This is a genomic window from Plasticicumulans lactativorans, from assembly GCF_004341245.1.
Taxonomy (GTDB): domain Bacteria; phylum Pseudomonadota; class Gammaproteobacteria; order Competibacterales; family Competibacteraceae; genus Plasticicumulans_A; species Plasticicumulans_A lactativorans.
In genome coordinates this window covers 1-24321 of the sequence record NZ_SLWY01000028.1, presented here as the reverse complement: position 1 = coordinate 24321, position 24321 = coordinate 1, and the positions used below count along the sequence as shown (strand labels likewise).

General features: G+C 70.6%; 15 protein-coding genes. 13 read left to right on the top strand and 2 right to left on the bottom strand.

Annotation, left to right across the window (positions count from 1 at the left end):
• Positions 1 to 120: 120 nt before the first annotated feature.
• Together EV699_RS18400 and EV699_RS18395 are read right to left on the bottom strand one after the other, a co-directional pair.
• The gene (locus EV699_RS18400; RefSeq protein WP_132545559.1) at positions 121 to 708 is read right to left on the bottom strand and encodes an IS630 family transposase; all 588 of its coding nucleotides are present in this window, start codon (positions 706 to 708) and stop codon (positions 121 to 123) included.
• A complete protein-coding gene (locus EV699_RS18395) occupies positions 609 to 1076 on the bottom strand; it encodes a hypothetical protein (protein WP_132545557.1) in 468 nt (155 codons plus the stop codon). Before EV699_RS18395 ends, EV699_RS18400 begins: the two co-directional genes overlap by 100 nt.
• Here EV699_RS18395 and EV699_RS18390 point away from each other — a divergent pair.
• From EV699_RS18390 to EV699_RS18315, 13 genes are all read left to right on the top strand, one after another.
• The gene (locus EV699_RS18390; RefSeq protein ID WP_132545555.1) at positions 1065 to 2180 is read left to right on the top strand and encodes a flagellar basal body P-ring protein FlgI; all 1116 of its coding nucleotides are present in this window, start codon (positions 1065 to 1067) and stop codon (positions 2178 to 2180) included. The genes EV699_RS18395 and EV699_RS18390 overlap by 12 nt on opposite strands.
• A gap of 13 nt (positions 2181 to 2193) precedes the next feature.
• Positions 2194 to 3228, top strand: coding sequence for a hypothetical protein (locus EV699_RS18385; RefSeq protein ID WP_132545553.1), 1035 nt, complete (start codon positions 2194 to 2196; stop codon positions 3226 to 3228).
• A 10-nt stretch (positions 3229 to 3238) separates the two neighbouring features.
• Positions 3239 to 4195 (top strand): flagellar assembly peptidoglycan hydrolase FlgJ, encoded by a 957-nt coding sequence (flgJ, locus tag EV699_RS18380; RefSeq protein ID WP_132545551.1) that lies wholly within the window; start codon positions 3239 to 3241, stop codon positions 4193 to 4195.
• A 21-nt stretch (positions 4196 to 4216) separates the two neighbouring features.
• Complete coding sequence (flgK, locus tag EV699_RS18375) at positions 4217 to 6145, top strand: flagellar hook-associated protein FlgK (RefSeq protein WP_132545549.1); 1929 nt, start codon at positions 4217 to 4219, stop codon at positions 6143 to 6145.
• A 9-nt stretch (positions 6146 to 6154) separates the two neighbouring features.
• The gene (flgL, locus tag EV699_RS18370) at positions 6155 to 7360 is read left to right on the top strand and encodes a flagellar hook-associated protein FlgL (protein WP_132545547.1); all 1206 of its coding nucleotides are present in this window, start codon (positions 6155 to 6157) and stop codon (positions 7358 to 7360) included.
• Between the two features lie 14 nt (positions 7361 to 7374).
• Positions 7375 to 8232: a class I SAM-dependent methyltransferase gene (locus EV699_RS18365; protein WP_132545545.1), complete on the top strand. Its 858-nt coding sequence runs from the start codon at positions 7375 to 7377 to the stop codon at positions 8230 to 8232.
• A gap of 22 nt (positions 8233 to 8254) precedes the next feature.
• The gene (locus tag EV699_RS18360) at positions 8255 to 9406 is read left to right on the top strand and encodes a DegT/DnrJ/EryC1/StrS family aminotransferase (protein WP_132545543.1); all 1152 of its coding nucleotides are present in this window, start codon (positions 8255 to 8257) and stop codon (positions 9404 to 9406) included.
• Between the two features lie 14 nt (positions 9407 to 9420).
• Positions 9421 to 10122 carry a WbqC family protein gene (locus tag EV699_RS18355; protein WP_132545541.1) on the top strand — a complete coding sequence of 234 codons (702 nt, stop codon included), beginning with the start codon at positions 9421 to 9423 and terminating at the stop codon, positions 10120 to 10122.
• Complete coding sequence (locus EV699_RS18350; RefSeq protein WP_132545539.1) at positions 10119 to 10994, top strand: sulfotransferase; 876 nt, start codon at positions 10119 to 10121, stop codon at positions 10992 to 10994. Before EV699_RS18355 ends, EV699_RS18350 begins: the two co-directional genes overlap by 4 nt.
• 44 nt (positions 10995 to 11038) lie before the next feature.
• Entirely contained in the window at positions 11039 to 13405 is a 2367-nt protein-coding gene (locus EV699_RS20035; RefSeq protein WP_165904205.1) for a methyltransferase domain-containing protein, read from the top strand.
• 13 nt (positions 13406 to 13418) lie between these two features.
• Complete coding sequence (locus tag EV699_RS18325) at positions 13419 to 19736, top strand: glycoside hydrolase family 99-like domain-containing protein (protein WP_132545537.1); 6318 nt, start codon at positions 13419 to 13421, stop codon at positions 19734 to 19736.
• Positions 19737 to 20385: 649 nt separating this feature from the next.
• Complete coding sequence (locus EV699_RS18320; RefSeq protein ID WP_132545535.1) at positions 20386 to 22257, top strand: ATP-dependent nuclease; 1872 nt, start codon at positions 20386 to 20388, stop codon at positions 22255 to 22257.
• Entirely contained in the window at positions 22244 to 24061 is a 1818-nt protein-coding gene (locus EV699_RS18315) for a UvrD-helicase domain-containing protein (protein ID WP_132545533.1), read from the top strand. Before EV699_RS18320 ends, EV699_RS18315 begins: the two co-directional genes overlap by 14 nt.
• Positions 24062 to 24321: the final 260 nt, after the last annotated feature.

Sequence of the window (24321 nt, the reverse complement as noted above, 5' to 3'; positions counted from 1 at the left end):
GCGGTAGCACGGCTGCGGTGCAAGAAGCGGATTATTCTGGGTTGCTTCAAAGAGACTGGCTTGTATTAGCTAACCATGCAGAGCTCAGTAACCTCCTCGTTTGTAGTGTCATTTAAGTATTCACTTAAAACTGATTTGAAACTTCGAGTCATAGCCCTGCAGCAAGCGGTCGACCTCGCCCTGTAGCGAGGCCGGCTGCCACGCAACGAAGCGTCGCCAGAAAGGTTTGGCGTGCTTCCAGAGGATTTCGATGGGGTTGAGTTCAGGGCTGTAGGCGGGCAGGACATGTAGCCACAGTCCTTTGATCAGCCACGTGCTGGCACGCGCCGCGACCGCGTAGCGGGTGTGAAGGCTGGCGTTGTCGAGCACCCCGCAGGTCAGACGGGTGCAAGGTTCGGCCACGAGACGATCGAGAAAGCCGATCAGATCGGCGCTGCGGGCTGCGCCCCGTATCAGCGCGTAGTGCAGCGGCCCGTCGAGTTCGAGCGCGCCGAGCGCGGTCAAACGCCGGCCGTGGGGGGTGGCGCTCACCGCGTGCGTCATGCCGCGCGGAGTCCAGGCGCGGCGTACCGGCGGCGTGACGCCAAAAGAGCTCTCGTCGAGGTACATCAGTCGCAGCGCTCCGGCGCGGGCGGCGTGATGGAGGCGGGCGAGGCCCTCGCCGGCGCGGACGAAAGCGGCGGGGTCGCGTTTTTTTTCAGACTCCAGCGCGTGCGGTGAACGCGCAGGCCGCGCGCCTTGAGGGCGCGGGCCAGGGTCTGCGGGTTGACGGGCGGCGCCTCGCGATGGCGCTCATGCAGCGCCTGGTCGAGTTCGCGCAGGTAGCGCGCCTGCTCGGTGGCCCGTTGCACTTGGGTGTCGGTCTGCGCCAGGCTGAGCTTGGGCGGGCTCCGTTGCCGGATGCCGTGAGGGCAGGGGGTAGCGATGGCGCGCTCGCCGACATCCCCCCACCGCCAAGTTTCCGACACCCCCACCCGAAAACTAAGCTCCGACAACACTTTGCGTGACTGGCGCGGAATCTGCTGCGGAGCCGGCATCACGTTCGCAGCGGCAGGATCGCGTCGATGAACCGTCACTTCGCCCGCCTTGGTAGCGCCGTGCTGGCCGTGTGGCTCGCGCTGGCGCCGGTCGCGCAGGCCGATCGCGTCAAGGACTTGGCGACGCTCGGCGGCGTGCGGCACAACCAGTTGATCGGCTACGGGCTGGTGGTCGGGCTGATGGGCACCGGCGACCAGACCAGCCAGACGCCGTTCACCGTGCAGAGCCTGCGCAACATGCTGACCGGGCTCGGCGTGACGCTGCCGGCCAACATCAACCTGCAGTTGAAGAACGTCGCCGCGGTGAGCGTGCACGCCGACCTGCCGCCGTTCGCCAAACCGGGCATGGCGATCGACGTCACCGTGGCGTCGATCGGCAACGCCAAGAGCCTGCGTGGCGGCAGCCTGCTGATGACGCCGCTGAAGGGCGCCGACGGCGAGGTGTACGCGGTGGCGCAGGGCAACGTGGTGGTCGGCGGGCTGGGCGTGGAGGGTGAGGGCACCAAGATCATCGTCAACGTGCCGAGCGCGGGGCGCGTGCCCAACGGCGCGACGGTCGAGCGCGCGGTGCCCGATGCCTTCACCGCCGGCAACGGCGCGCTGACGCTGAACCTGCGCGCGCCGGACTTCACCACCGCCGAGCGCCTGGCGCGGGCGATCAACGGCAAGCTCGGCTTCGAGGCCGCGACCGCGCTCGACGCCGCCACCGTGGCGGTGGACGGGCCGAGCGACCCGCGCGAGCGCGTGCGCTTCATCGCGGCGCTCGAGAACGTCCAGGTCACCCCCGGCGAGACCTCGGCCAAGGTGGTCGTGAACTCGCGCACCGGCACCGTGGTGGTGGGGCAGAACGTGCGCCTGAGCCCGGCCGCGGTGTCGCACGGCAACCTGACCGTGACCATCAGCTCCGACCCCATCGTCAGCCAGCCGGGGCCGCTGTCCGGCGGCTCGACGGTGGTGGTGCCGCGCCAGCAGATCGACGTCAACGAGGAGAAGCGGCCGATGTTCCTGTTCCAGCCGGGGGTGAAGCTCGACGACATCGTGCGCGCGGTGAACCGCGTCGGCGCCTCGCCGTCGGACCTCGTCGCCATTCTCGAGGCGCTGAAAGCCGCCGGCGCGCTGCGCGCCGAACTGATCGTGATCTGAGGGAGGGCGCCCCATGTACCTGCCGCCGAATTCCCTGCGCGCGCCGCTGAGCGCGCTGCTGCTCGGCCTGCCGGCGATCGTCGCGGTGCAGACCGCGTCGCTGTGGCTGCTCGCGCGCGAGGCGCCGACGGCCTCGGTGTCGCTGGAGCGCCTCGCCGATGCCTTCACCCGCCCCGCCGCCGCGCCCGAGCGGGCGACGCTGCCGGCCGCGGCGCCGGTCGCGCCGTCACCGGCCGTCGTCGAACGGGCGCCGAACGAGCCGCCGGCGACGCCGGCGCGGGTGGCGATGCCCGTCGCAGCGGTGCACGCGGCGCCCGTCGCAGCGCCGGCGATGCCCGCCGTGGCTGCGGCGGGTGCGGAGGCGCCGGGCCCGGTGGCAGCAGCGGCTGCCGCCGTTCCGCCGCCGGTGGCGGCGCCCGTCGCGCCGGAACCGGCGCCGCCGGCACACGCCGTGGCGGAGCCGGTGAAGCCGGCAGCCGGTGCGGCGGAACCTGCACCGGCGGCGCACGCCGCGCCGCTGGCCGACGCGGCGCCGGTGCATGACGAGGCGCCCGCGGCCGCCGGGCCGCTGGCGCCGACGCCTCCACTGGCACCCACGGTGGCGCCCCCGCTGGCGCCGGTGGCCGCCGCGCCGGCCGCGCCCGTGCCGGTGAATGCGCCGCTGCCGCCGGCGGCGGCTGCGGAAGCGGTGGCGGCGACCCCGGCCCCCGTCGCGCCGGCGGCCGCGGCGCCGGAGCCGGCCGCGCCGATCCCTGGCCTGCTCGGGCCCGACTGGGTGAAGGCGCAGTCGCCGCGCCAGCGCACCCTGCTGCTGCGCACCGAACCGACGCTCGATGCGCTGCGCCGCTGGCTCGCCGGGCGCGACCTGGAGCTGCCGCTGGCGGTGGTCGAGAGCCGCGAGCCGGGCCGGCGGGGCTACGTGCTGCTCGGTGGCAGCTACGCCGACAGCAACGAGGCGGCGGCGGCGGCGAAGGCGCTCACCAAGCGCAGCGGCGTGCGTGCCTGGGTGCGACGCTTCGACCAGGTGCAGCCGCCGGCGGGCGGCTGAGGCGCGGGCGATGGATGCGGCGACGGTATACACCGACTTCAACGGGCTGGCGGCGCTCAAGCGCGAGGCCGGCACGCAGTCGCCCGAGGCGGTGGCCAAGGTGGCGCGGCAGTTCGAGGCGGTGTTCGTGCAGATGCTGCTGAAGAGCATGCGCGCGGCGACGCCCGGCGACGGCCTCACCGACAGCGACGCCACGCGCATGGCGCGCGACCTCCACGACCAGCAGCTCGCGCTCGACCTGTCGAAGCGCGGCATCGGCATCGCCGACCTGCTGACGCGCCAGTTGCTCGGCCGCGACGCCACGCAGGCGGCGCCGAACGGCCGCGGCGTGCCGGCGCCGGACCTCGCGGTGCTGCGCCAGGTCGAGCGCATCCGCGCCCGCGGCGGGCTCACCGAGGCCGGCGCGACGAGCGCGGTGCCGTTCAAGGCCGACAGCCCCGAGGCCTTCGTGCGCGGCGTGTGGCCGCACGCGCAGGCCGCGGCGCGCGAGCTCGGCGTGCGCCCCGAGGTGCTGGTGGCGCAGGCGGCGCTCGAAAGCGGCTGGGGGCGCGCGGTGCCGCGCCACCCCGACGGGCGCAGCAGCCACAACCTGTTCGGCATCAAGGCCGACCGCGGCTGGAGCGGGCCGAAGGTGGTGGCGAACACGCTGGAGTACGAGAACGGCGTGCCGGTGCGCCGCGACGACGGCTTCCGCGCCTACGCCTCGTACGGCGAGAGCTTCCGCGACTACGCGCGCTTCGTGCGCGACAACCCGCGCTACGCCCGCGCGCTCGACAACGCCGCCGACAGCCGCGCCTACCTGCGCGAGCTGCACCGCGCCGGCTACGCCACCGACCCCGGCTACGCCGGCAAGATCGAGCGCATCCTCGACGGCGGGCCGCTCGGTGACTTCCTCGACGCCCTCGGCGCGGGCGTACCGGCGCGGGCCGCCGCACCCGCGCCCGGCACCGCGCCGCCGGCCGGCTGACGCGCACCGCGGAGCACGCTCATGGTCGACATCCTGCGAACGGCGATCTCCGGCCTGCGCACCGCGCAGCAGGGCCTGTCGACCGCCGGCCACAACATCGCCAACGTCAACACGCCCAACTACAGCCGCCAGCGCATCGAGCAGGTGGCGGCGCGCCCGGAGTTCTCCGGCAAGGGCACCTTCCTCGGCACCGGCGTCGACGTGCAGTCGGTCAAGCGCGTCTACGACAACTTCCTGACCCAGCAGGTGCGCGTGCACAGCTCCACGCTGAGCCAGCTCGACGTGCAGGACGGCCTCTACCACCAGGTCAACGGCCTGCTCGCCGACTCCAGCGCCGGCTTCGCGCCGATGCTGCAGGCCTTCTTCGATGCCACCCAGGCGGCGACCGAGTCGCCGACCTCGACGCCGCTGCGCCAGGTGATGCTGTCGCAGGCGCAGGCGCTCGCCAGCCGCGTGCGCGACCTCGACGGGCAGTTCGCGGCGCTGCGCGACAACGTCAACACCAGCCTCAAGGACACCATCACCGAGATCAACGGCATCGCCGAGGCGATCGGCAAGGTCAACCGCGACATCGTGGTGGTCTCGGGCGGCGGTGCCGGCGTGCCCAACGACCTGCTCGACAAGCGCGACGACCTGCTGGCGCAGCTCGCCGAGCGCGTCAACGTGCAGGCGGTGGAACAGGCCGACGGCACCGTCAACGTGTTCGTCGGCAGCGGCCAGCCGGTGGCCATCGGCTTCAACGCCTACAAGCTGGAGACGGCGCGCTCGTCCTACGCCACCGAGGACCTGGAGATCCGCTTCGCCGGGCAGGCGCAGGGCACCGACCTCTCCAGCCTGCTGCAGGGCGGCAAGCTCGGCGGGCTGCTGGCGTTCCGCAACGAGACGCTGAACGGGCTGCAGAGCGACCTCGGCCTGCTCGCGCGCGGCATCTCCGACACCTTCAACGCCCAGCACCGCGAAGGCATGGACCTCGAGAACCGCCTGGGGCAGGACTTCTTCAAGGCCGGCGACGCGCGCGTGCTGCGCAACGACAACAACAGCGGCGGCGCCTCGCTTTCCGCGACGGTGACCGACGCCACCGCGCTCGCGCGCTCCGACTACGAGATCACCTCGGTCGGCGGCGCCTGGCAGGTGCGCCGCCTCAGCGACAACCACATCCTCGGCCCCGGCGAGATCAGCGTGGGGACGGGCACGCTCGACTTCGACGGCGTGCACGTCGACATCGCCGGCACCGCGCCGGCGAACGGCGACCGCTTCCTGCTGCAGCCGACGCGCGAGGCGGCGCGCACCTTCGACGTCGCCATCACCCGCCCGGTGGACATCGCGCTGGCGACGCCGATCCGCGCCTCGGCGATCGTCGGCAACGCCGGCAGCGGCACGATCAGCTCCGGTACGGTGCTCGACGCGGCCGACCCGCACCTGCTCGACCGCATCGAGGTCCGCTTCACCAGCGCGACGAGCTACGACGTGGTCGACGTCAGCGGCGCGAGCGAGGTGACGCTGTCGAGCGGCAACGCCTACGACCCGCTCAGCGGCGCGACGCTCGCGCTGAACGGCTGGCAGGTCGCGCTGAGCGGCGAGCCGGCGGCCGGCGACGTGTTCCGCGTCGAGAACAACCAGGGCGGCATCGGCGACAACCGCAACGGCCTGCTGCTCGCCGGGCTCGCCACCCAGCGCCTGCTGCTCGACGGCACCTACGACTACAAGAGCCTGTACGGCGACATCCTCGGCGGCGTCGGTTCGCGCAGCAACCGCGTCGCCAACGCGCTCGACACGCAGACCGCGCTGCTCGACCAGGCGCGCCAGGCGCGCGACGCCGCCTCGGGCGTCAACCTCGACGAGGAGGCGGCCGACCTGCAGAAGTTCCAGCAGTCGTACTCGGCGTCGGCGCAGTTGATCCGCGTCGCCGACAACCTGTTCCAGACGCTGCTCGGCGTCGTGCAACGCTAGGGGTAGGCCATGATCCGGCTGTCGACCAACCAGGTGCACGAGCGCGGCGTGCAGTACATCCGCGACGCGCAGGTGGCGGTGGCGAACACGCAGGCGCAGATCGGCGGCGGCAAGCGCATCCTCGACCCCTCCGACGACCCCTCCGGCAGCGCGCGGCTGGTCGAGCTGCAGCACCAGATCGCCGCCACCGCGCAGTTCCAGGAGAACGTCAACCTCGCGCGCGGGCGCCTGGCGATCGAGGACTCGACCCTCGACGCGTTCGGCAACCTGCTCAAGCGCGCGCAGGAGCTCGCGCTGCAGGGCAACAACGCGCCGCTCACCAACGCCGACCGCCGCGCGGTGGCGCAGGAGCTGCGCCAGATCCGCAACCAGGCGGTGCAGCTCGCCAACACCAAGGACGGCGCCGGCGACTTCCTGTTCAGCGGCTACAAGGCGCAGACCGCGCCGGTGGGGCAGAGCGGCAGCGCGGCGGTGTACCAGGGCGACAGCGGCCAGCGCTTCCTGCAGATCGGGCCGACCCGGCTGGTGGCGGTGGACGACCCGGGCGACGAGGTGTTCTTCGCGATCCGCAACGGCAACGGCCGCTTCGTCACCGAGGCCGCGGCGACCAACACCGGCTCGGCGGTGATCGGGCCGGGCTCGGTCGCCGACCCGGAGGCCTTCGACGGGCACCGCTACCAGGTGGTGTTCACCTCGGCGAACACCTATACGGTGCAGGACCTGACCGCCGGCACCCCGCCGGGCCCGCCGCAGCCGTGGAGCCCCGGCGACGGGCTCGCGTTCGCCGGCATCGAGATCCCGCTGAACGGCACGCCGGCGGCCGGTGACCGCTTCAACGTGGTGCCGTCGACCGCGCAGGACGTGTTCACCACCTTCGACCGCGTGATCGCCGCGCTGGAGAGCTCGACCAGTTCCGAGACCAGCGTGACCGCCTTCCACCAGGCGCTGAGCAACGGCATCGCCGACTTCGAGCAGGCCGCCAACCACCTGCTGGAGGTGCGCGGGCGGGTCGGCTCGCGCCTCAACGCGCTCGATGCGCAGGAGGAGGCGAACAGCGACTTCTCGCTGCGCATGCAGGAGGTGCGCGGCGGCATCGAGGACACCGACTACGCTGCCGCCGCCTCGCGGCTGCAGCAGGAACTGCTGGCGCTGCAGGCGGCGCAGCAGAGCTTCGCCAAGATCCAGGGGCTCAGCCTCTTCGACTATCTGCGTTGAGCACGGAGGCGCCGATGAGCGGCAAACCGGTGCAGTCGCTGTTCCCGCCCGGGCATTTCTATTCGCCGGTGGTCGACCCGGCGGCGCTGCAGGCGCGCCGCGCCGAGCTGTGGCCGACCCACCCGGTGGTGCTCGGCATCGACTTCGACGACGCCTCGCACCTGCGCGTGCTCGGCGAGCACTTCCCGCGCTACCTCGGCGACTACGACTACCCCGAGACGCTGCCGGAGACGCCCGAGCTCGCGCAGTTCTTCACCCGCAACTCGCAGTTCAGCTGGCTCGACTGCCGTGCGCTGTTCGTGCTGCTGCGCGCCTGGCAGCCGCGGCGGGTGATCGAGGTCGGCTCGGGCTTCTCGTCGCTGCTGGTCGCCGACGTCAACCGCCGCTGGTTCGACGGCACCATCGACGTGGTCTGCATCGAGCCCTACCCGCGCCCGTTCCTGAGCCGCGGCGTGCCCGGCATCACGCGGCTGCTGCAGGCGCCGGTGCAGGCGGTGCCGCTCGCAGAGTTCGAGCGCCTGGCCGCCGGCGACGTGCTGTTCATCGACTCCTCGCACGTCGCCAAGACCGGCAGCGACGTCAACTTCCTGTTCTTCGAGGTGCTGCCGCGGCTCGCGCCGGGGGTGTACGTGCACCTGCACGACGTCTTCCTGCCCGCCGACTACCCGCAGGACTGGGTGCTGGCCGAGAACCGCAGCTGGAACGAGCAGTACCTGCTGCGCGCCTTCCTGATGTTCAACAGCGTCTGGCGCATCGTCTTCGGCTGCGCCTACGCCCATCACCGCTTTCCCGAGCAGGTGCGCCGCGCGCTCGCCCACCCGCGCGGGCGCGCCTTCGGCGGCGGCAGCCTGTGGCTGCGGCGCCAGCCCTGAACGGCCCCGAGGAGCCCTGCCGATGATCCCCGTGATGAAGCCCCTGCTGGTCGGCCACGAGCGCGTGCTGCCCTACCTCGCCGAGATCGACCGCAACCGCTGGTACACCAACTTCGGCCCGCTGTGCAGCCGCTTCGAGCAGGCGCTCGGTGAGCACTGGCTCGGCGACGGCCCCGGCACCGCGTGCACGGTCGCCAACGGCACCTTCGGCCTGCTGGTGGCGCTGCTCGCGCAGGGCGCGCAGCCCGGCGGCTACTGCGTGATGCCGGCGTGGACCTTCCCGGCCTCGGCGCTGGCGGTGACGCAGGCCGGCATGAAGCCGTTCTTCGTCGACATCGACCCCGAGACCGGCGTGCTCGACGAGGAGGAGGTGCGCCGCACGCTCCGGCAGATGAAGGCCGCGGTCGGCGCGGTGCTGGTGGTGGCGCCGTTCGGCGCGCCGCTCGACGCCGCGCCGTGGGAGGCGCTGGCGCGCGAGACCGGCATCGCGGTGGTGATCGACGCCGCCGCCGGCTTCGATTCGCTGCGCCCGTCGACGCTGCCGGCGGTGGTCAGCCTGCACGCGACCAAGGCCTTCGGCATCGGCGAGGGCGGCGCGGTGGTGGCGCGCGACGCCGAGCTGGTGCAGCGCTGCCGCGTGCACTCGAACTTCGGCTTCGACGGCAAGCGCGAGGCCTCGGTGGTCGGCGTCAACGGCAAGCTGAGCGAGTACGGCGCGGCGATCGGTCTGGCCACGCTCGACGCCTGGCCGGACACGCGCCGGCGCTGGCAGGCGGTGGCCGGCGCGTACCGCGAGCGCCTGGCCGGGCTCGACGGCGAACTCGGGCTCGCCGCCGGCTACGGCGACGACTGGATCAGCTCGACGCTGGTGGTGACGCTGCTGCGCCCCGAGGCCGACGGCCTCGCGCGCTTCCTGCGCGCGCGCGGCATCGAGACACGGCGCTGGTGGATGCAGGGCTGCCACCGCCAGCCGGCGTTCCAGGCCTTCCCGGCCGGGCGGCTGCGCTGCACCGACGACGCCGCCGCGCGCACCCTCGGCCTGCCGCTGTACCTGGACCTCGGCGCCGGCGAGATCGAGCACGTCTGCGACAGCGTGCGCACCTACTTCGAGGTGCCCGACCGCGCGCGCCGCGCCGCCGGGCCGCGCCACCTCGGCGTGGCGGGCGCCGGCTGAGGGGGGCCGCGGGCGTGCGCGTCGCCGTGATGCAGCCGTACTTCTTCCCCTACCTCAACTACTTCCGGCTGTTCGCCGCGGCCGACCTGTTCGTGCTCTACGACTGCGTGCAGTTCCCCAGGGGCGGCTGGGTGCACCGCAACCGCCTGCACGGCGCCGACGGCCGCCTGCGCTGGCTGACGCTGCCGCTCAAGCGCGGGCCGCTGGCGCGGCGCATCCGCGAGCTCGCCTTCGACCCGGCGCGCGAGGCGGCCTTCGTCGCCGACTGGCGGCGCTTCCCGCGCCTCGCCGAGGGCCTGGCGCGGCAGCCGGCCTGGCGCGCACACCTGTTGCCGGCGGGGCGCACGCCGGTCGGCTACCTCGCCGACAACCTGCGCGCGGTGTGCGCCGTGCTCGGCCTGGCCTGCCCGATCGTCGCGTCGAGCGCCTTCGGGCTGCCGGCGGGGCTCTGCGGCCGTGCGCGGCTGTTCGCGCTGCTCGGCGCGGCCGGCGCGCGCGAGTACGTCAACCTGCCGGGTGGCGTCGCGCTCTACGCGCCGCGCGAGTTCGCCGCCGCCGGCGTGCGCCTGCGCTTCGTGCCGCACTACCGCGGCGACGCGGCGAGCATGCTCGAGCGCGTGCTCGGCGAACCCGCGGCGCGGCTGCGCGCCGAGCTCGACGACTTCCGCCTGCTCGACGCCGACGAGGCCGCGGCGGCGGCCGGTGCCGCCGCATGAACGCCGCGGCGCTGCTGCCGGTCGCGGTGCACGGCGTGCCGCGCTCGGGCACGAGCTGGCTCGGCGAGATCCTCAACAGTTCGCCGCACACCCGCTATTGTTTCCAGCCGCTGTTCTCGTACGCGCTGCAGGGCTTCCTCGACGCCGAGGCGAGCGCCGCGCGCATCGAGGCGTTCTGGCAGCGCCTGGCGACGCTCGACGACGACTTCGTCGGCCAGCGCGCGGCGCGCGCCGCCGGGCGCCTGCCGGACTTCGCCAAGGGCCGCTGCACCCACCTGGTCTACAAGGAAGTGCGCTACCACCACATCCTGCCCAACCTGCTCGCGCGCGCGCCGCGCACCCGCCTGGTGGCGATCGTGCGCCACCCGCTGGCCACACTCGCGTCGTGGTTCGACGCGCCGCGCGAGTTTCGCGCCGACCTCGGCTGGCAGCCGCTCGAGGAGTGGCGCGACGCGCCGCGCAAGAACGCCGGCCGGCCCGAGGAGTACAACGGCTACGCCCGCTGGAAGGAGGCGGCGCTGCTGTTCCACGCGCTCGCCGCGGCCCACCCCGGGCGCGTCTGCCTGGTCGAGTACGCCGCGCTGTGCGCCGCGCCGGCGCGCGAGACCGAGCGCCTCTTCGCCTTCCTCGGCCTGGCGCCGCAGGCGCAGACCGCGCGCTTCCTGCAGGCGAGCCGCGGCGAGCACCACGCCGACGCCTACTCGGTGTTCCGCGCCCGGGCCGACGATGACGGCTGGCGCGGGCGGCTGCCGCCGGCGATCGTCGCCGCGGTCGCCGACGACCTGCGCGGCAGTGTGCTCGAAGGCTACCTGCGCTTCAGCGCGGCCGACTGGCGGCGGCTCGCCGCCGGGCGGGCGCCGACGCCCTCATGAACGCGCCCATCGTCCATCCCTCGTCCGCCCCGGAGGTCGTGCGCGTGAGCACCCGCCTCAACATCGGCTGCGGCAGCCGCCTGCTGCCGGGCTTCGTCAACCTCGACCTCGAGGCCGGTGCCGACCGCCGGCTCGACGTCACCCACGGCCTGCCGTGGGACGACGCCTCGGTCGACGCGATCTACAGCGAGCACTTCATCGAGCACGTCAGCCAGGCCGACGCGCTGCACCTGCTGATCGAGTGCCGCCGCGTGCTCGCGCCGGGCGGGCGGCTGCGCATCGCCACGCCCGACCTCGAAGCGGTGGTCGAGGACTACCGCAGCCGCCACGTGCACCCGGACTGGCAGCGCTTCGGCTACGACTGGGTGGCCAACCGCTGCGAGCGCCTCAACATGGCGCTGCGCTGGTGGGGCCACCGCTGGCTCTACGACGAGGAGGAACTGCGCCGCCTCGCCGGCATGGCGGGGCTGCGCTGCCTCGGCCGCTGCGCCTTCGGGGAGAGCGAGGACCCGCGCCTCGCCGGGCTGGAGCACCGCCAGGGCTCGCGGCTGATCCTCGAATTCGACGTGCCAGCGCGCACGCTGCCGGCGACGCCGCTGGTGAGCATCGTCATCCCGGCCTACAACCCGGCCTACTTCGACGCCGCGCTGGCGAGCGCGCTGGCGCAGACCCACCCGGCGCTGGAGATCGTGGTCTGCGACGACGACGCCAGCGGGCGCATCGGCGCGCTCGTCGCGGCGCGCGCCGGCGCCGACCCGCGCGTGCGCCACCTGCGCAACCCCGAGCGCCTGGGCGGGCGGCCGAACCTGCTGCGCTGCTTCGAGGAGGCGCGCGGGGTGCTGGTCAAGCCGCTCAACGACGACGACCTGCTCGCGCCCGACGCCGTCGCGCGGATGGTCGCGGCGCTGCGCCGCTGCCCGCAGGCGACGCTGGTGAGCTCGCGCCGCCAGCCGATCGACGCCGACGGCCGGTCGCTGCCCGACATCGACGAGACCCTGCCGCCGGTGCCGGAGGACCGCCTCTGCGACGGCCTCACGCTCGGCACGCTGCTGCTCGCGAGCGGGCGCAACTTCGTCGGCGAGCCGAGCACGGTGATGTTCCGCAAGGCCGACCTCGCCGGCCTCGCGCCCGACCCGATGAGCTTCGACGGCAGGCCGATCCGCGCCGTCAACGACATCGCGCTGTGGCTCAACCTGCTGCTGCGCGGCCCCTGCGTGTACCTGGCCGGGCCGCTGTCGAGCTTCCGCCGCCACCCGGCGCAGCGCCAGCACGAGCCCGAGGTCGCCGCGCTCGCCGCCGAGGGCTTCGGCGTGATGCGCTTCGCCTGGGAGCGCTTCGAGCTCGATCGCACCGCGCACCCGCGCCACCTGCGCGTGCGCCCGCTCGACCCCGCCGCACCGGCCAGCTGGCACGAGGTCGCGCACTACGAGCTGCGCCACGCCTTCCCGGCGCGCGATGCGGCCTACCGCGCACCGCTCACGCCGCCGCCCGCGGTCGCGCCCGCCGCACCCGCCACGCTGCCGCCGCCCGCTGCGGCACCCGCCACGCCGCCCGTCGCGGCGCCGCCCGTCATCGAGACCCCGGCCGCGCGTTCGGCGTCGCTCGCGAGCCGCGCCGGCTTCCACGCGCTGCAGGCGCAGGAGGCCGCCGAGGAGGGCGCGCGCCGTGCCTTCGAGCAGGCGCTCGCCGCCGCCGGCGGCGGCGTGCTCGCCGGCGTGTGCGGCGCCTGCGACGCGCCGGCGCGCTTCAGCTTCGCGCGCCCGGCGGCCGGCCTGCCGAACTGGCGCGAGAGCCTGGTCTGCCCCGGCTGCGGGCTGGCCAACCGCGTGCGCGCGGCCTTCGACGTGCTGCTCGGCCTGCCGCTGCCGGCGCAGCCGGCGCTCTACCTGACCGAGCGCGTCACCCCGGCCTGGCGCTGGCTCAGCGCGCGCTACGCCGACGTCACCGGCAGCGAGTACCTCGCCGGCGCCGCCCCCGGCGCCTCGGTGCACGGCGTGCGCCACGAGGACCTGACGGCGCTGAGCTTCGCCGACGCGCGCTTCGACGCGATCCTGAGCTTCGACGTGCTGGAGCACATCGCCGACCACCGCCGCGCGCTCGCCGAGTGCCGCCGCTGCCTGCGCCCCGGCGGCTGGCTGCTGTTCAGCGTGCCCTTCGCCGCCGGTGCGCAGGCGCACCGCGAGCTCGCCCGCGCGCTCGGCGACGGGCTGATCGAACACCTGCACGCCCCCGAGTACCACGGCGACCCGGTGGGGCAGGGGCGCGGGGTGCTGTGCTACCGCCACTTCGGCTGGGAACTGCTCGACGAGCTGCGCGCCGCCGGCTTCGGTGACGCCGCGGCGCTCTTCTACTGGTCGGCCGAGCGCGGCTACCTCGGCGACACGCAGTGCGTGTTCGTCGCCCGCGCCTGACGGAGGACATGCGATGACGCCAAGCGAACCCCTGGCGCCCGGCGCCGTGATCCTGCTCGGTGCGCGCTGGCGCGAGGTGGCGACGACGGTGCGCGCCTGCCTGGCACTCGGCTGCGCGCCGATCGTGCTCGGCCTCGACCGCCCGCGCGCCGACGGCGGCGGCGGCCCGCACGGCGTCGACGACGCGGCGCTGTGGCGCGCGCTCGACGGGCTGGCGCCGCCCGGGCGGCTGCGCGTGATCGAAGGCGACTTCGCCGCCGGCGAGGCCGACGCGCGCCGGCGCCTCGCCGGGCACTGCGCGCCGGCGGGCTGGGTGCTGCAGCTCGACGCCGGCGAGTGCCCGCGCGCCGACGGCGGGCTCGCCGCCTTCCTCGCCGGCTGCCCGCACGACGTGCAGCTCGTCGCGCGTGCGCCGGGCGGCGCGCGGCCCTGCCTCGACCACGCCCCGCACGCCTACGTCGACGGCCGCGACAGTGGCCGCGCGCGCCGCCCGGCACCGCTCGCGCTGGCCGCGGAGGATGCCGGCGCCGAGCCGGCGCCCGACGTGCGCGCGATCGCCTTCTACCTGCCGCAGTTCCACCCGATCCCGGAGAACGACGCCTGGTGGGGCAAGGGCTTCACCGAGTGGCGCAACGTGGTGCGCGCCGCGCCGCTGTTCGACGGCCACCACCAACCGCAACTGCCCGCCGACCTCGGCTTCTACGACCTGCGCGTGCCGGAGCTGCGCGCCGAGCAGGCCGCGCTCGCGCGCCGCTACGGCATCCACGGCTTCTGCTACTACCACTACTGGTTCGACGGCCGGCGCCTGCTCGAAACCCCGCTCGACGCGGTGCTGGCGAGCGGCGAGCCGGACTTCCCGTTCTGCCTGTGCTGGGCCAACGAGCACTGGACGCGGCGCTGGGACGGCGGCAGCGAGGCGGTGCTGATCGCCCAGCACTACTCGCCGGACAACGACCTGCGCTTCATCCGCGAGCTCTACCGCTACTTCGCCGACCGCCGCTACATCCGCGTCGACGGCCGGCCGCTGCTGCTGGTGTACCGCTCCGACCTGCTGCCCGACGTCGTCGCGACGCTGGCGCGCTGGCGCGAGGCGGCGCGCGCCGACGGCATCGGCGAGCTGTACCTGGTGCGGGTCGAGAGCTTCGTGCGCGCCGATGCCGCCGCGCTCGGCTTCGACGCCGGCTGCGAGTTCCCGCCGCTGTTGTTCGACGCCCGCCTCGACCGCGCGCGCAGCGCCCTGGCATGGCGGCGCCCGCACACCGGGCCGCTGCACGACTACGCGGCGATCGTCGCCGAGGCGCAGCGCCGCCCGATCCCGCCCTACCGCCTGCTGCGCGGGGTGATGCCCGGCTGGGACAACACCGCGCGCCGCGGCGAGGAGGCGCTGGTGTTCGTCGGCAACACCCCGGAGCGCTACCGCGACTGGCTGCGCTTCGCGGTCGCCGACACCCGCGCGCGGCTTTCCGGCGACGAGCGCCTGGTGTTCATCAACGCCTGGAACGAGTGGGCCGAGGGCACCCACCTCGAACCCGACCTGCGCGATGGCCACGCCTACCTGGAGGCGACGCGCGAGGCGCTCGGCGCCGACCGGCCGGCGGCGGAGGTCGCGCCGCCGCGGCCCGCACCCGCCGCGCCGCGCCCGGCACCGCCGCCCGCCGCGGCGCCGGCCCCGGCCGTCGCGCCGCGGGTGTCGGTGATCATCCCGGTCTACGACCAGCTCGACTTCACGCTGCGCTGCCTGGCGGCGATCGCCCGCCACCCGCCGCGCGACCCGGTCGAGATCATCGTCGTCGACGACGGCTCGACCGACGCCACGCCGGCGACGCTCGCGCCGCGGACCGACCTCGTCTACCTGCGCAACCCGCGCAACCTCGGCTTCGTCGGCGCCTGCAACGCCGGTGCGGCGCGCGCGCGCGGCGACTACCTGTGCTTCCTCAACAACGACACCGAGGTGCGCCCCGGCTGGCTCGACGCGCTGGTCGACACCTTCGCGCAGGTCCCCGACGCCGGCCTGGTCGGCGCCAAGCTGATCTACCCCGACGGGCGCCTGCAGGAGGCCGGCGGGGTGATCTGGGACGACGCCTCGGGCCTCAACTACGGCCGCGGCCAGGACCCGAACGCGCCGGCGTTCAACTTCCTGCGCGACGTCGACTACTGCTCGGGCGCGGCGATCCTGGTGCCGCGCGCGCTGTTCGCCGAGCTCGGCGGCTTCGACGCGCGCTACGCGCCGGCCTACTACGAGGACACCGACCTCGCCTTCGCGCTGCGCGCGCGCGGCCGCCGCGTGCTCTACCAGCCGCGCGCCGAGGTCGTGCACTTCGAGGGCGCCACCGCCGGCACCGACGTGAACCGCGGGGTCAAGGCGCACCAGGTCGCCAACCGCGCGACCTTCCTGCAGAAGTGGGCCGCGCTGCTGCCGGCGCACGGCCGCCCCGGCGTGGAGCCGCGCCACGCCGCCGACCGCCGCCCGCAGCGCCGCGTGCTGATCGTCGACGCCACCACGCCGACCCCGGACCAGGATTCGGGCTCGGTCGACATGGTCAACCTGATGCGCCTGTTCGACGCGCGCGGCTGGCGCGTCACCTTCGTGCCGCTCGACCTCGTGCACCTCGGCCGCTACACCCACGCGCTGCAGGCGCAGGGCATCGAGTGCCTGTACCTGGCGGGCGCCGAGCCGGCGCCGGCCGAGACCGCGCAGCGCTTCCTCGAAACCCTGCTCGCGCAGCGCGCCGGCGAGCTCGACCTGGCGATCGTGTCGCGGCTGCCGGTGGCGGCGCGCGCGCTCACCACCGTGCAGCGGCTGCTGCCGCACACGCCGGTGGTGTTCAACACCGTCGACCTGCACTTCCTGCGCGAGCGCCGCCATGCCGAGCTGATCGGCAACGCCGCGGCGATCGCCCACGCCGCCGGGCTCGAAGCCGCCGAACTCGACTGCGTGCGCCGCGCCGACCTGACCGTGGTGATCAGCCCGGCCGAGGCGGCGCTGCTCGCCGCGCGCGTGCCGGCGGCGCGGATCGCGGTGCTGCCGCTGATCCGCGACATCCCCGGGCGCAGCGGCGGCTACTCGGCGCGGCGCGGCGCGGTGTTCGTCGGCGGCTTCCGCCATCCGCCGAACCTCGACGCGGTGCGCTGGCTGTGCACCGAGCTCTGGCCGCGGGTGCGCGCGCGCCTGCCCGATGCCGAACTGGAGATCGTCGGCAGCCAGATGCCGGCCGAACTCGCGGCGCTGGCGGGGGAGGGCGTGCGCCTGACGGGCTGGGTCGAGGACCTCGCACCGGTGTTCGCGCGCCGGCGGGTGTCGCTCGCGCCGCTGCGCTTCGGCGCCGGGCTGAAGGGCAAGATCGCCACCAGCCTCGGCTACGGCGTGCCGGTGGTGGCGACCACGCTCGCCGCCGAGGGCATGGAGGACATCGCCGGCGTGGACGTCGCCGACGACCCCGCGGCCTTCGCCGAGGCCGTGGTGCGCCTGCACGAATCGCCCGCCGACTGGGGCGCGGCCTCGGCCGCCGGGCTCGATGCCGCCACCGCGGCCTGGGGGCTGGAGGCGGTCGATGCGCGCCTCGGCGCGCTGCTCGACGCGCTGCTCGCGCTCGGCGCGGCGCGCCGTGCTGCGGCCGCGCAGGGGGCGGGCACCGCGACGCCGGAAGCCGACTACGCCGCGTGGCGCGCGCGTCACCGCCGCGACGCCGCCGCGCGCGCGCGCCTCGTCGCCGCCGCGCCGGTCGGCGCGCAGCCCTGCGTGCAGGTGCTGCTGCCGTTCGCGCCGGGCGACGAGGCGCGCCTCGCCGACACCGTCGACGCCCTCGCCGCGCAGACGCCGGGGCGCTGGCGCCTCGACGTGGTCGCCGCCACCGCCTGCCCGGACCCGCTGTTCGAGGAGCTCGACGTGCTCGCCTGGCACCACCACGACGGCGATGAAGCCACCGCGCTCGCCGCCGCGGCGGCGCAGGCCGCGGCCGACTGGCGCGTGGTGGCGCGGCCCGGCACGCGCTTCGAGCCCGACTTCGCCGACGTGCTCGCCGCCTGCGCCGAACGCCACCCCGAATGGCGCTGCGTCACCTTCGACGAGGACCGCGTCGACGCCGCCGGGCGCTGCCACACGCCGCTCTTCAAGCCCGACGCCAACCTCGACCTGCTCTACTCGGGCCCCTACACCGGCCACGCCTGCGCGATCCACCACGCACTCTGGCCCGGCGTCGGCGGCCTGCCGGTGCCGCCGCTGCTGCTCAACTACGCCGCCGCGCTGGTGTGCTGCGAGCACTTCGGCAGCGCCGCCCTCGGCCACGTCGACGAGCTGCTCTGGCACCACCCGGAAGGCGCGCCGGACGACACCGCCGCGGTCGAGACCCTCGGCGCCGACCTGCTGCGCACCCACCTGGAGGCGGTCGGCGAGCCCGCCGCGGTGCTGCCCGGCCTGCTGCCCGGCACCTTCTTCATCGACCACCCGCTGCCGGCGCAGCCGCTGGTCAGCGTGATCGTGCCGACCAGGGACCGCCTCGACCTGCTCGCGCCGTGCATCGACAGCCTGCTCGAACGCACCGCCTACCGGCACTTCGAGGTGCTGATCGTCGACAACGGCAGCCGCGAGCCCGCCACCCGCGCCTGGCTCGCCGCGATCGGCGAGCGCGACCGCCGCGTGCGCGTGCTCGACCAGCCGGTGCCGTACAACTTCTCGGTGCTCAACAACGTCGCCGCCGCCGAGGCGCGCGGCGAGTTCCTGCTGCTGCTCAACAACGACACCGTGATCGTGCAGCCGCAGTGGCTGGAGCGGATGCTCGCGCAGGGCCTGCGCCCCGGCGTCGGCGCGGTCGGCTGCCGGCTGGTGTTCCCCGACGGGCGCGTGCAGCACGCCGGCGTCGTGCTCGGGCTGTCCGGCACCGCCGACCACGTCGGCATCGCGCTGGCGCTCGACGCCCCCGGCCACCTCGGCCGCGCGCAGCGGGTGCAGGACTTCAGCGCCGTCACCGCCGCCTGCCTGCTGCTGCGCCGCGAGGTCTACGCCGCCGTCGGCGGGCTCGACGAGACCCGCTTCGCGGTGCTGTTCAACGACGTCGACCTGTGCCTGAAGGTCGGCGCGCTCGGCCTGCGCGTGGTGTGGACGCCGTTCGCGACGGTGCTGCACCACGGCTCCAGCAGCCTGCGCCACGAGACCGACCCGGCCAGGCTCGCGCGCAACCGCCGCTCCAACATCGAGCTGGTGCGGCAGTGGCTGCCGCAGCTCGCGCGCGACCCGGCGTACAACCGCAACCTGAGCCTCTCGCGCCGCGACTGGGCGCTCGACGAGCAGCTCGACGCGCCGTGGAACCCCGACCTGCCCACCGCACTCAGGGTGATCGCCGCGCCGTGCAACGCCGGCGGCACCGGCCAGTACCGCGTGCGCGGCCCGCTGCGCGCGCTCGCCGCCGCCGGGCGCGCGCAGCACGCGCTGCTGCCCGACCACGACCGCGCCGCGCCGTGGCTGCCCGAGCCCGCCGAGCTCGCGCGCCGCGCGCCGCACACGCTGCTGCTGCAGAACGCCTTCACCGAGCAGCACCTGCACGCGCTCGAGGTCTACCGCGAGGTCGGCCTCGACGCATTCGTGGTGTTCGGCCAGGACGACCTGGTGTTCGAGCTGCCGAAGCGCAGCGCGCTGAAGGGCGAGTTCGCCGCCGACACCCGCAAGCGCCTGCGCCAGGTGCTGCGCCTGTGCGACCGCTTGGTGGTCGCCACGCCGGCGATGGCCGCGGCCTGCGCCGACCTCGCCGGCGACATCCGCGTGGTGCCCAACTACATCGAGGCCGCGCGCTGGCGCGGGCTGCCGCCGCCGGCGAGCGAGCGCCCGCGTCGCCGCCCGCGCGTCGGCTGGGCCGGCGCGGCACAGCACCAGGGCGACCTCGCGCTGCTGGTCGACGTGGTGCGCGCCACCGCGCACGAGGTCGACTGGGTGTTCTTCGGCATGTGCATCGACGCGCTCGCCCCGCACGCCAAGGAGATCCACCCCGGCGTGCCCTTCGACGCCTACCCGGCGGCCCTCGCGCGCCTCGACCTCGACCTCGCCGTCGCCCCGCTGGAGCACAACCGCTTCAACGCCGCCAAGAGCAACCTGCGCCTGCTCGAATACGGCATGCTCGGCTGGCCGGTGATCGCGAGCGACATCGAACCCTACCGCGGCGCCCCGGTGACCCGCGTCGCCAACAACCCCGCCGCCTGGCTCAAGGCCCTGCGCGAACACCTCGCCGACCCCGCCGCCAGCGCCCGCGCCGGCGCCGACCTGCGCGCCTGGGTGCATGCCCACTGGCGGCTCGAAGACCACCTGGACGAATGGCTGGGGGCACTGACGCGCGAGGAGTGAGGGGGACCTCGGTCAGGAGTTGCGGCACCGCCCGCCTGCCGCTCACCGCCATGTGTGGCGTCGCCGTGTGACGGCGCTGGTGGGAGTGGCGGAGTTGGCGTGCGATCGGCCGGGTTCAGACGGAGTTGGATTCGCTGCGTTCACCGTCTCTCAAGCTAGCCTGCAGCGCCGAAGCGCACTGAATACGGGCTGGCTATTATCGGCGTGCGCGTGGTGGACGCCACGCCGCCGGTGGGCAACTCTGCAGATCCGGTTGTCGCGACTGATTTCAGCGGAGTGTTTAAGACTCAAGCTACTGTCCGAATGTGAAAAGTGTGGCAAGTCTAGTTGAACACACGACAGGTCAGGTAGATCAATTGATCAATATCTCTAATTCGTCTACGTCGGTTAGCTAGGTTGCGGAACGCTACAACGTCTTATCGACAGCCATTTACAAAGTGGCGTCCTGTAGTTCCGCGCCAGCTATTGGCCTCAGTTGGGCACTGACGCGATGACGCTACACATTATGATGACAAGGCGGTACAATTTATTCGGGATGACTCGATCACCAATATCGTCTGCGATCACAAGTAGGCCCGACTGGTAGGCTGGCATCGGTAGCTAATGAAGTAAATCTGTCGAGACCTATAAGTGCAAGGAGTGGTAAATTGTGCGTGTAGTCCGCATAGGAATAGAGAATTTCAGGGGCATAAGACAGGCAGTGCTATTATTCCCAAAGCATGGCGTTCTTATCGGTGACAACAACACCGGCAAGACAACTATACTGGAAGCCCTAGACTTAGTTCTTGGGCCTGATCGTCTTAATCGCCAGCCCGCCATCGATGAGCACGATTTTTTCAGAGGCGTCTACACTATCAGACCCGTTGTGCCTCAGACTAATGTTGTTGCCGAGGCGGCGGCAGGAAATGATGCTGAGTTCCTTGCTGATGAAGAAGTCGCAGGGGCCAAGATGCCCAAGATTACGATAGAAGCGACTATTGCAGACCTCACTGAGGAGCAGAAGGGAGCATTCGGTGACTACATCGAATTCTGGAACTCAGTAACGGACAAGTTTTACGATGAGCCGAATCCTGCTGGCGTTGATGCTGCACCGATTACCGAGGCACTCCGTGTCACGTTCCACGGTTGGTACGACGAGGAAGATGACGATTTCGAGGGAGGCACTTATTTCACCCGCAGCCTTACCGAGAATGATAAGCCCGAACCGTTTTCCAGAAAACACAAGCAGTTATGTGGTTTCCTTTATCTCCGCTCTCTTCGTACCGCCTCACGAGCCTTGAGCCTGGATCGAGGCAGTTTGCTTGATATCATTCTGCGCTTGAAGGAAGTCAGGCCGCGGATGTGGGAGAATACCCTCGGCACCCTTTCCGATGTTTCGGTCGCAAATGATCCTGCATTGGGAATTTCTCCCGTGTTGGAAAGCATTAATGCTGCGCTCAAGAAGTATGTTCCCAAAGAGTGGGGCATTGAACCTCACCTCAAAGTGTCCAATCTCACCCGTGAGCATTTGCGGAAAGTCATTACAGCATTCATCGCTACAGGCGATGGAGATCATGCGGCGCCGTTCTATCGTCAAGGCACGGGCACTATCAACATGCTTGTCCTAGCGATGCTGTCCCAAATCGCTGAAAGCAAACAAAACGTGATTTTCGCCATGGAGGAACCGGAGACTGCGATACCTCCGTACGCGCAGAAGCGCATCGTTCATGAAGTGCGCAAGTTGGCATCCCAAGCGCTTTTTACATCTCATTCGCCCTATGTATTAGAAGAATTCACGGCAGAGGAGACAGTCGTGCTAGCGCGTGACGCAACGGGTTCTCTAATGCAGTGCAATATCGCGCTACCCGACAATGTGAAGCCGAAGCGCTATAGACAGGAGTTCCGCACCCGTTTTTGCGAGGGTTTGCTTGCTCGCCGTATTCTTATCGCTGAAGGGCCTACCGAGTATTCGGCTTTTCCGGTTGTATGCCGCCGCCTCGCAGAACTCAATCCTGGAACCTATTTTTCTCTCGAGGTTTTAGGTATCTGTACCGTTGATGCGGATGGCGAGACAAACATCCCTGGTATGGCGCAACTCTACAAGGTATTGGGGAAACGCACGTTCGCGATTTGCGACAATCAAGAAGAAAAAAACAAAGCATTGATTGAGTCGCAGATTGAGTTGCTTCTAATGCATGATGAAAATGGTTTTGAAGCCTTGGTCCTGAAAGGCACAACCGAAGAGGCCCTAATACGATTTGCAAGGCAGTTGGATTGGCCGCAGCACTTGGCTCAGAGGTACCCACACCCAGAGGCGCAGGCACGAGTCGCGCTGAAAGAGTATTTCGCTTGGTCGAAGGGCAACTGGGGCGTTGCCGACTTTCTTGCTCAATGCAGCGAAGCGGAGGTGCCCGAATGGCTTCGGGGCGCAGCGCTCAAATTGAAAGAGGCCTGCCTGCCCACCCCCGTGCCTGATAACGAAATCGCTACGTCCGCCGAGAGTGGGGTTGATTCGGAGTCTAGCGACGATGGAACTAACTAAGGGCCAACTGGATATCATGAATGCCGATGGGCACCTCCTTGTCTCGGGCGGGCCCGGTTCGGGCAAGACGACCATCTCCATTCTCAAGGCGGCACAGATCGCCGAGAGGAATATTCGTCCCGGTCAGAAAATCCTGTTTCTAAGTTTTGCTCGCGCGACGGTTTCCCGCGTGGTAGAGGCCATCGAATATGAACGGAATATTGCCCCGTCTACAAAACGTCTTATCGACGTCGATACTTATCATTCATTCTTCTGGCGGCTTCTTAAGACTCATGGCTATCTAATCGGCCTGCCCCGGCGATTGGCAGTTCTCACGCCACCCAACGAGGCCATCGCCCTTTCTGAGATAAGGTCGAGTTTTCCGGCCAGGAATCTCTCGGACGAGAAAAGGGCAATCAAGAAGACTGCCGAAGACGCGGAGCGTTCCCGTTTAGCAACGGATGAGGGGCGGGTATGCTTCGATCTCTTCGCACCGTATGTAGGGAACATCTTGCACAGTAGCGAGCGCATTCGCCGTCTCGTTGCGGCCATGTACCCAGTCATTATTTTCGACGAGTTTCAGGACACTAACAAAGCGCAATGGCGTGTGGTCCAGATGCTGGGCAGGTTTTGCCGGTTGATCGCTTTAGCAGATCCTGAGCAGCGTATTTACGATTGGATAGGAGCCGATCCAGCGCGCCTCGATCATTTCCGGGAGGGGTTCAACCCAACGGAGGTTGATCTCAGTACGGACAATCACCGAAGCGCAGGGACAGAAATCGCTATTTTTGGCAATGACATACTCACTGGGAAATTCCGCCAGCAGGAATACAAGGGTGTCGCGCTCGACGTCTTCGATCCGTTTTCTAGTCCGGCGATGACTAAACTGGTGACGACAACGTATGCCGCTCGTCAGCGTTTGATTGCGCAAGGCATCGACAACTGGTCTTTAGCGATTCTTGTGCCGACCAAGAAAATGACACGCTTAGTGTCGGACGCCTTGCGTCAACCGCCGGCAGGGATGACCGAGGTGTCTCACACGGCTGCCATTGAGATGGAGGCCGCGATCCTTGCGGCGGAAATCATCGCGCTTCTGATGCAACCCGCTGTGGATCGCCGACACTTCGCGCAGTTTATTGACTTGATGTGCAATTATTTTCAGGGTAAGGGTGGCGATGAACCGACGCAGCGCGCGCTGAAAGAGGCTGCGAATATTCGAAGGGCGTATGAGGAATTGTTGGCGAGTCAAGCCGCTGGTAAGGCTGTTCGCAAGAGCAGTATCCTTACCAACGTGCTGGCAGTGTATGCGCAAGTGCGCTCGCTCATGTTGACAGGCGATCCAGACAGGGATTGGCGAGCCGTGCGGCGCGTTCTGGAATATGGCGTCTGCACACGCCTGAAAGAGATCGCGAAAGATGTTAAGAACATTCGCGTGTTGGAGCGGGGCACACAATTTCGCCAAGAGCTTTCTCGGGACTGGCGAGACAGTGGCTATCGCAATGCACTGACGATCACCCGGCAAGCATTCGTCCAAGAGCATTTCTCTACGAGCGCCAAGCCTGAGTCCGGCGTAGTCGTAATGAATATGCACAAGGCGAAGGGAAAACAGTTCGACGAAGTGATAATCTTCGAGGGCTGGCCGATGCGACGAAATGGGCAACCGCCCTACAACTCAGATCGTATTGTGCGTTTCAATTCCGGGGCTCAAATAAACGACCAAGCACGTCAGAATTTTCGCGTCAGTGTTACCAGGGCTAAGCGTCAGACGACCATATTGACGCCAAAGGGAGATCGCTGTGTGTTGCTGCCTAGCGAAAGTGAGTGACGGTATGCTTTTAGCGCTGAAATAAAAATAAGAAAATAAGGGAGACTCTCATTCATTATTATGAATCTATCTGAGCATGATCATGCCTAAGGAACATCTGATCAAATCCGGTCAGTCCACCGACCCATTGCCGTAAACTAGCCCCACCGTCACCCGAGCTCCCGTCCCATGAAACAACTGACCTTCGCCGGCGCAAGTTTCGCAGCCAAGAAACGCCAGACACGCCGGGAGCGGTTTTTGTTCGAGATGGAACAGGTGGT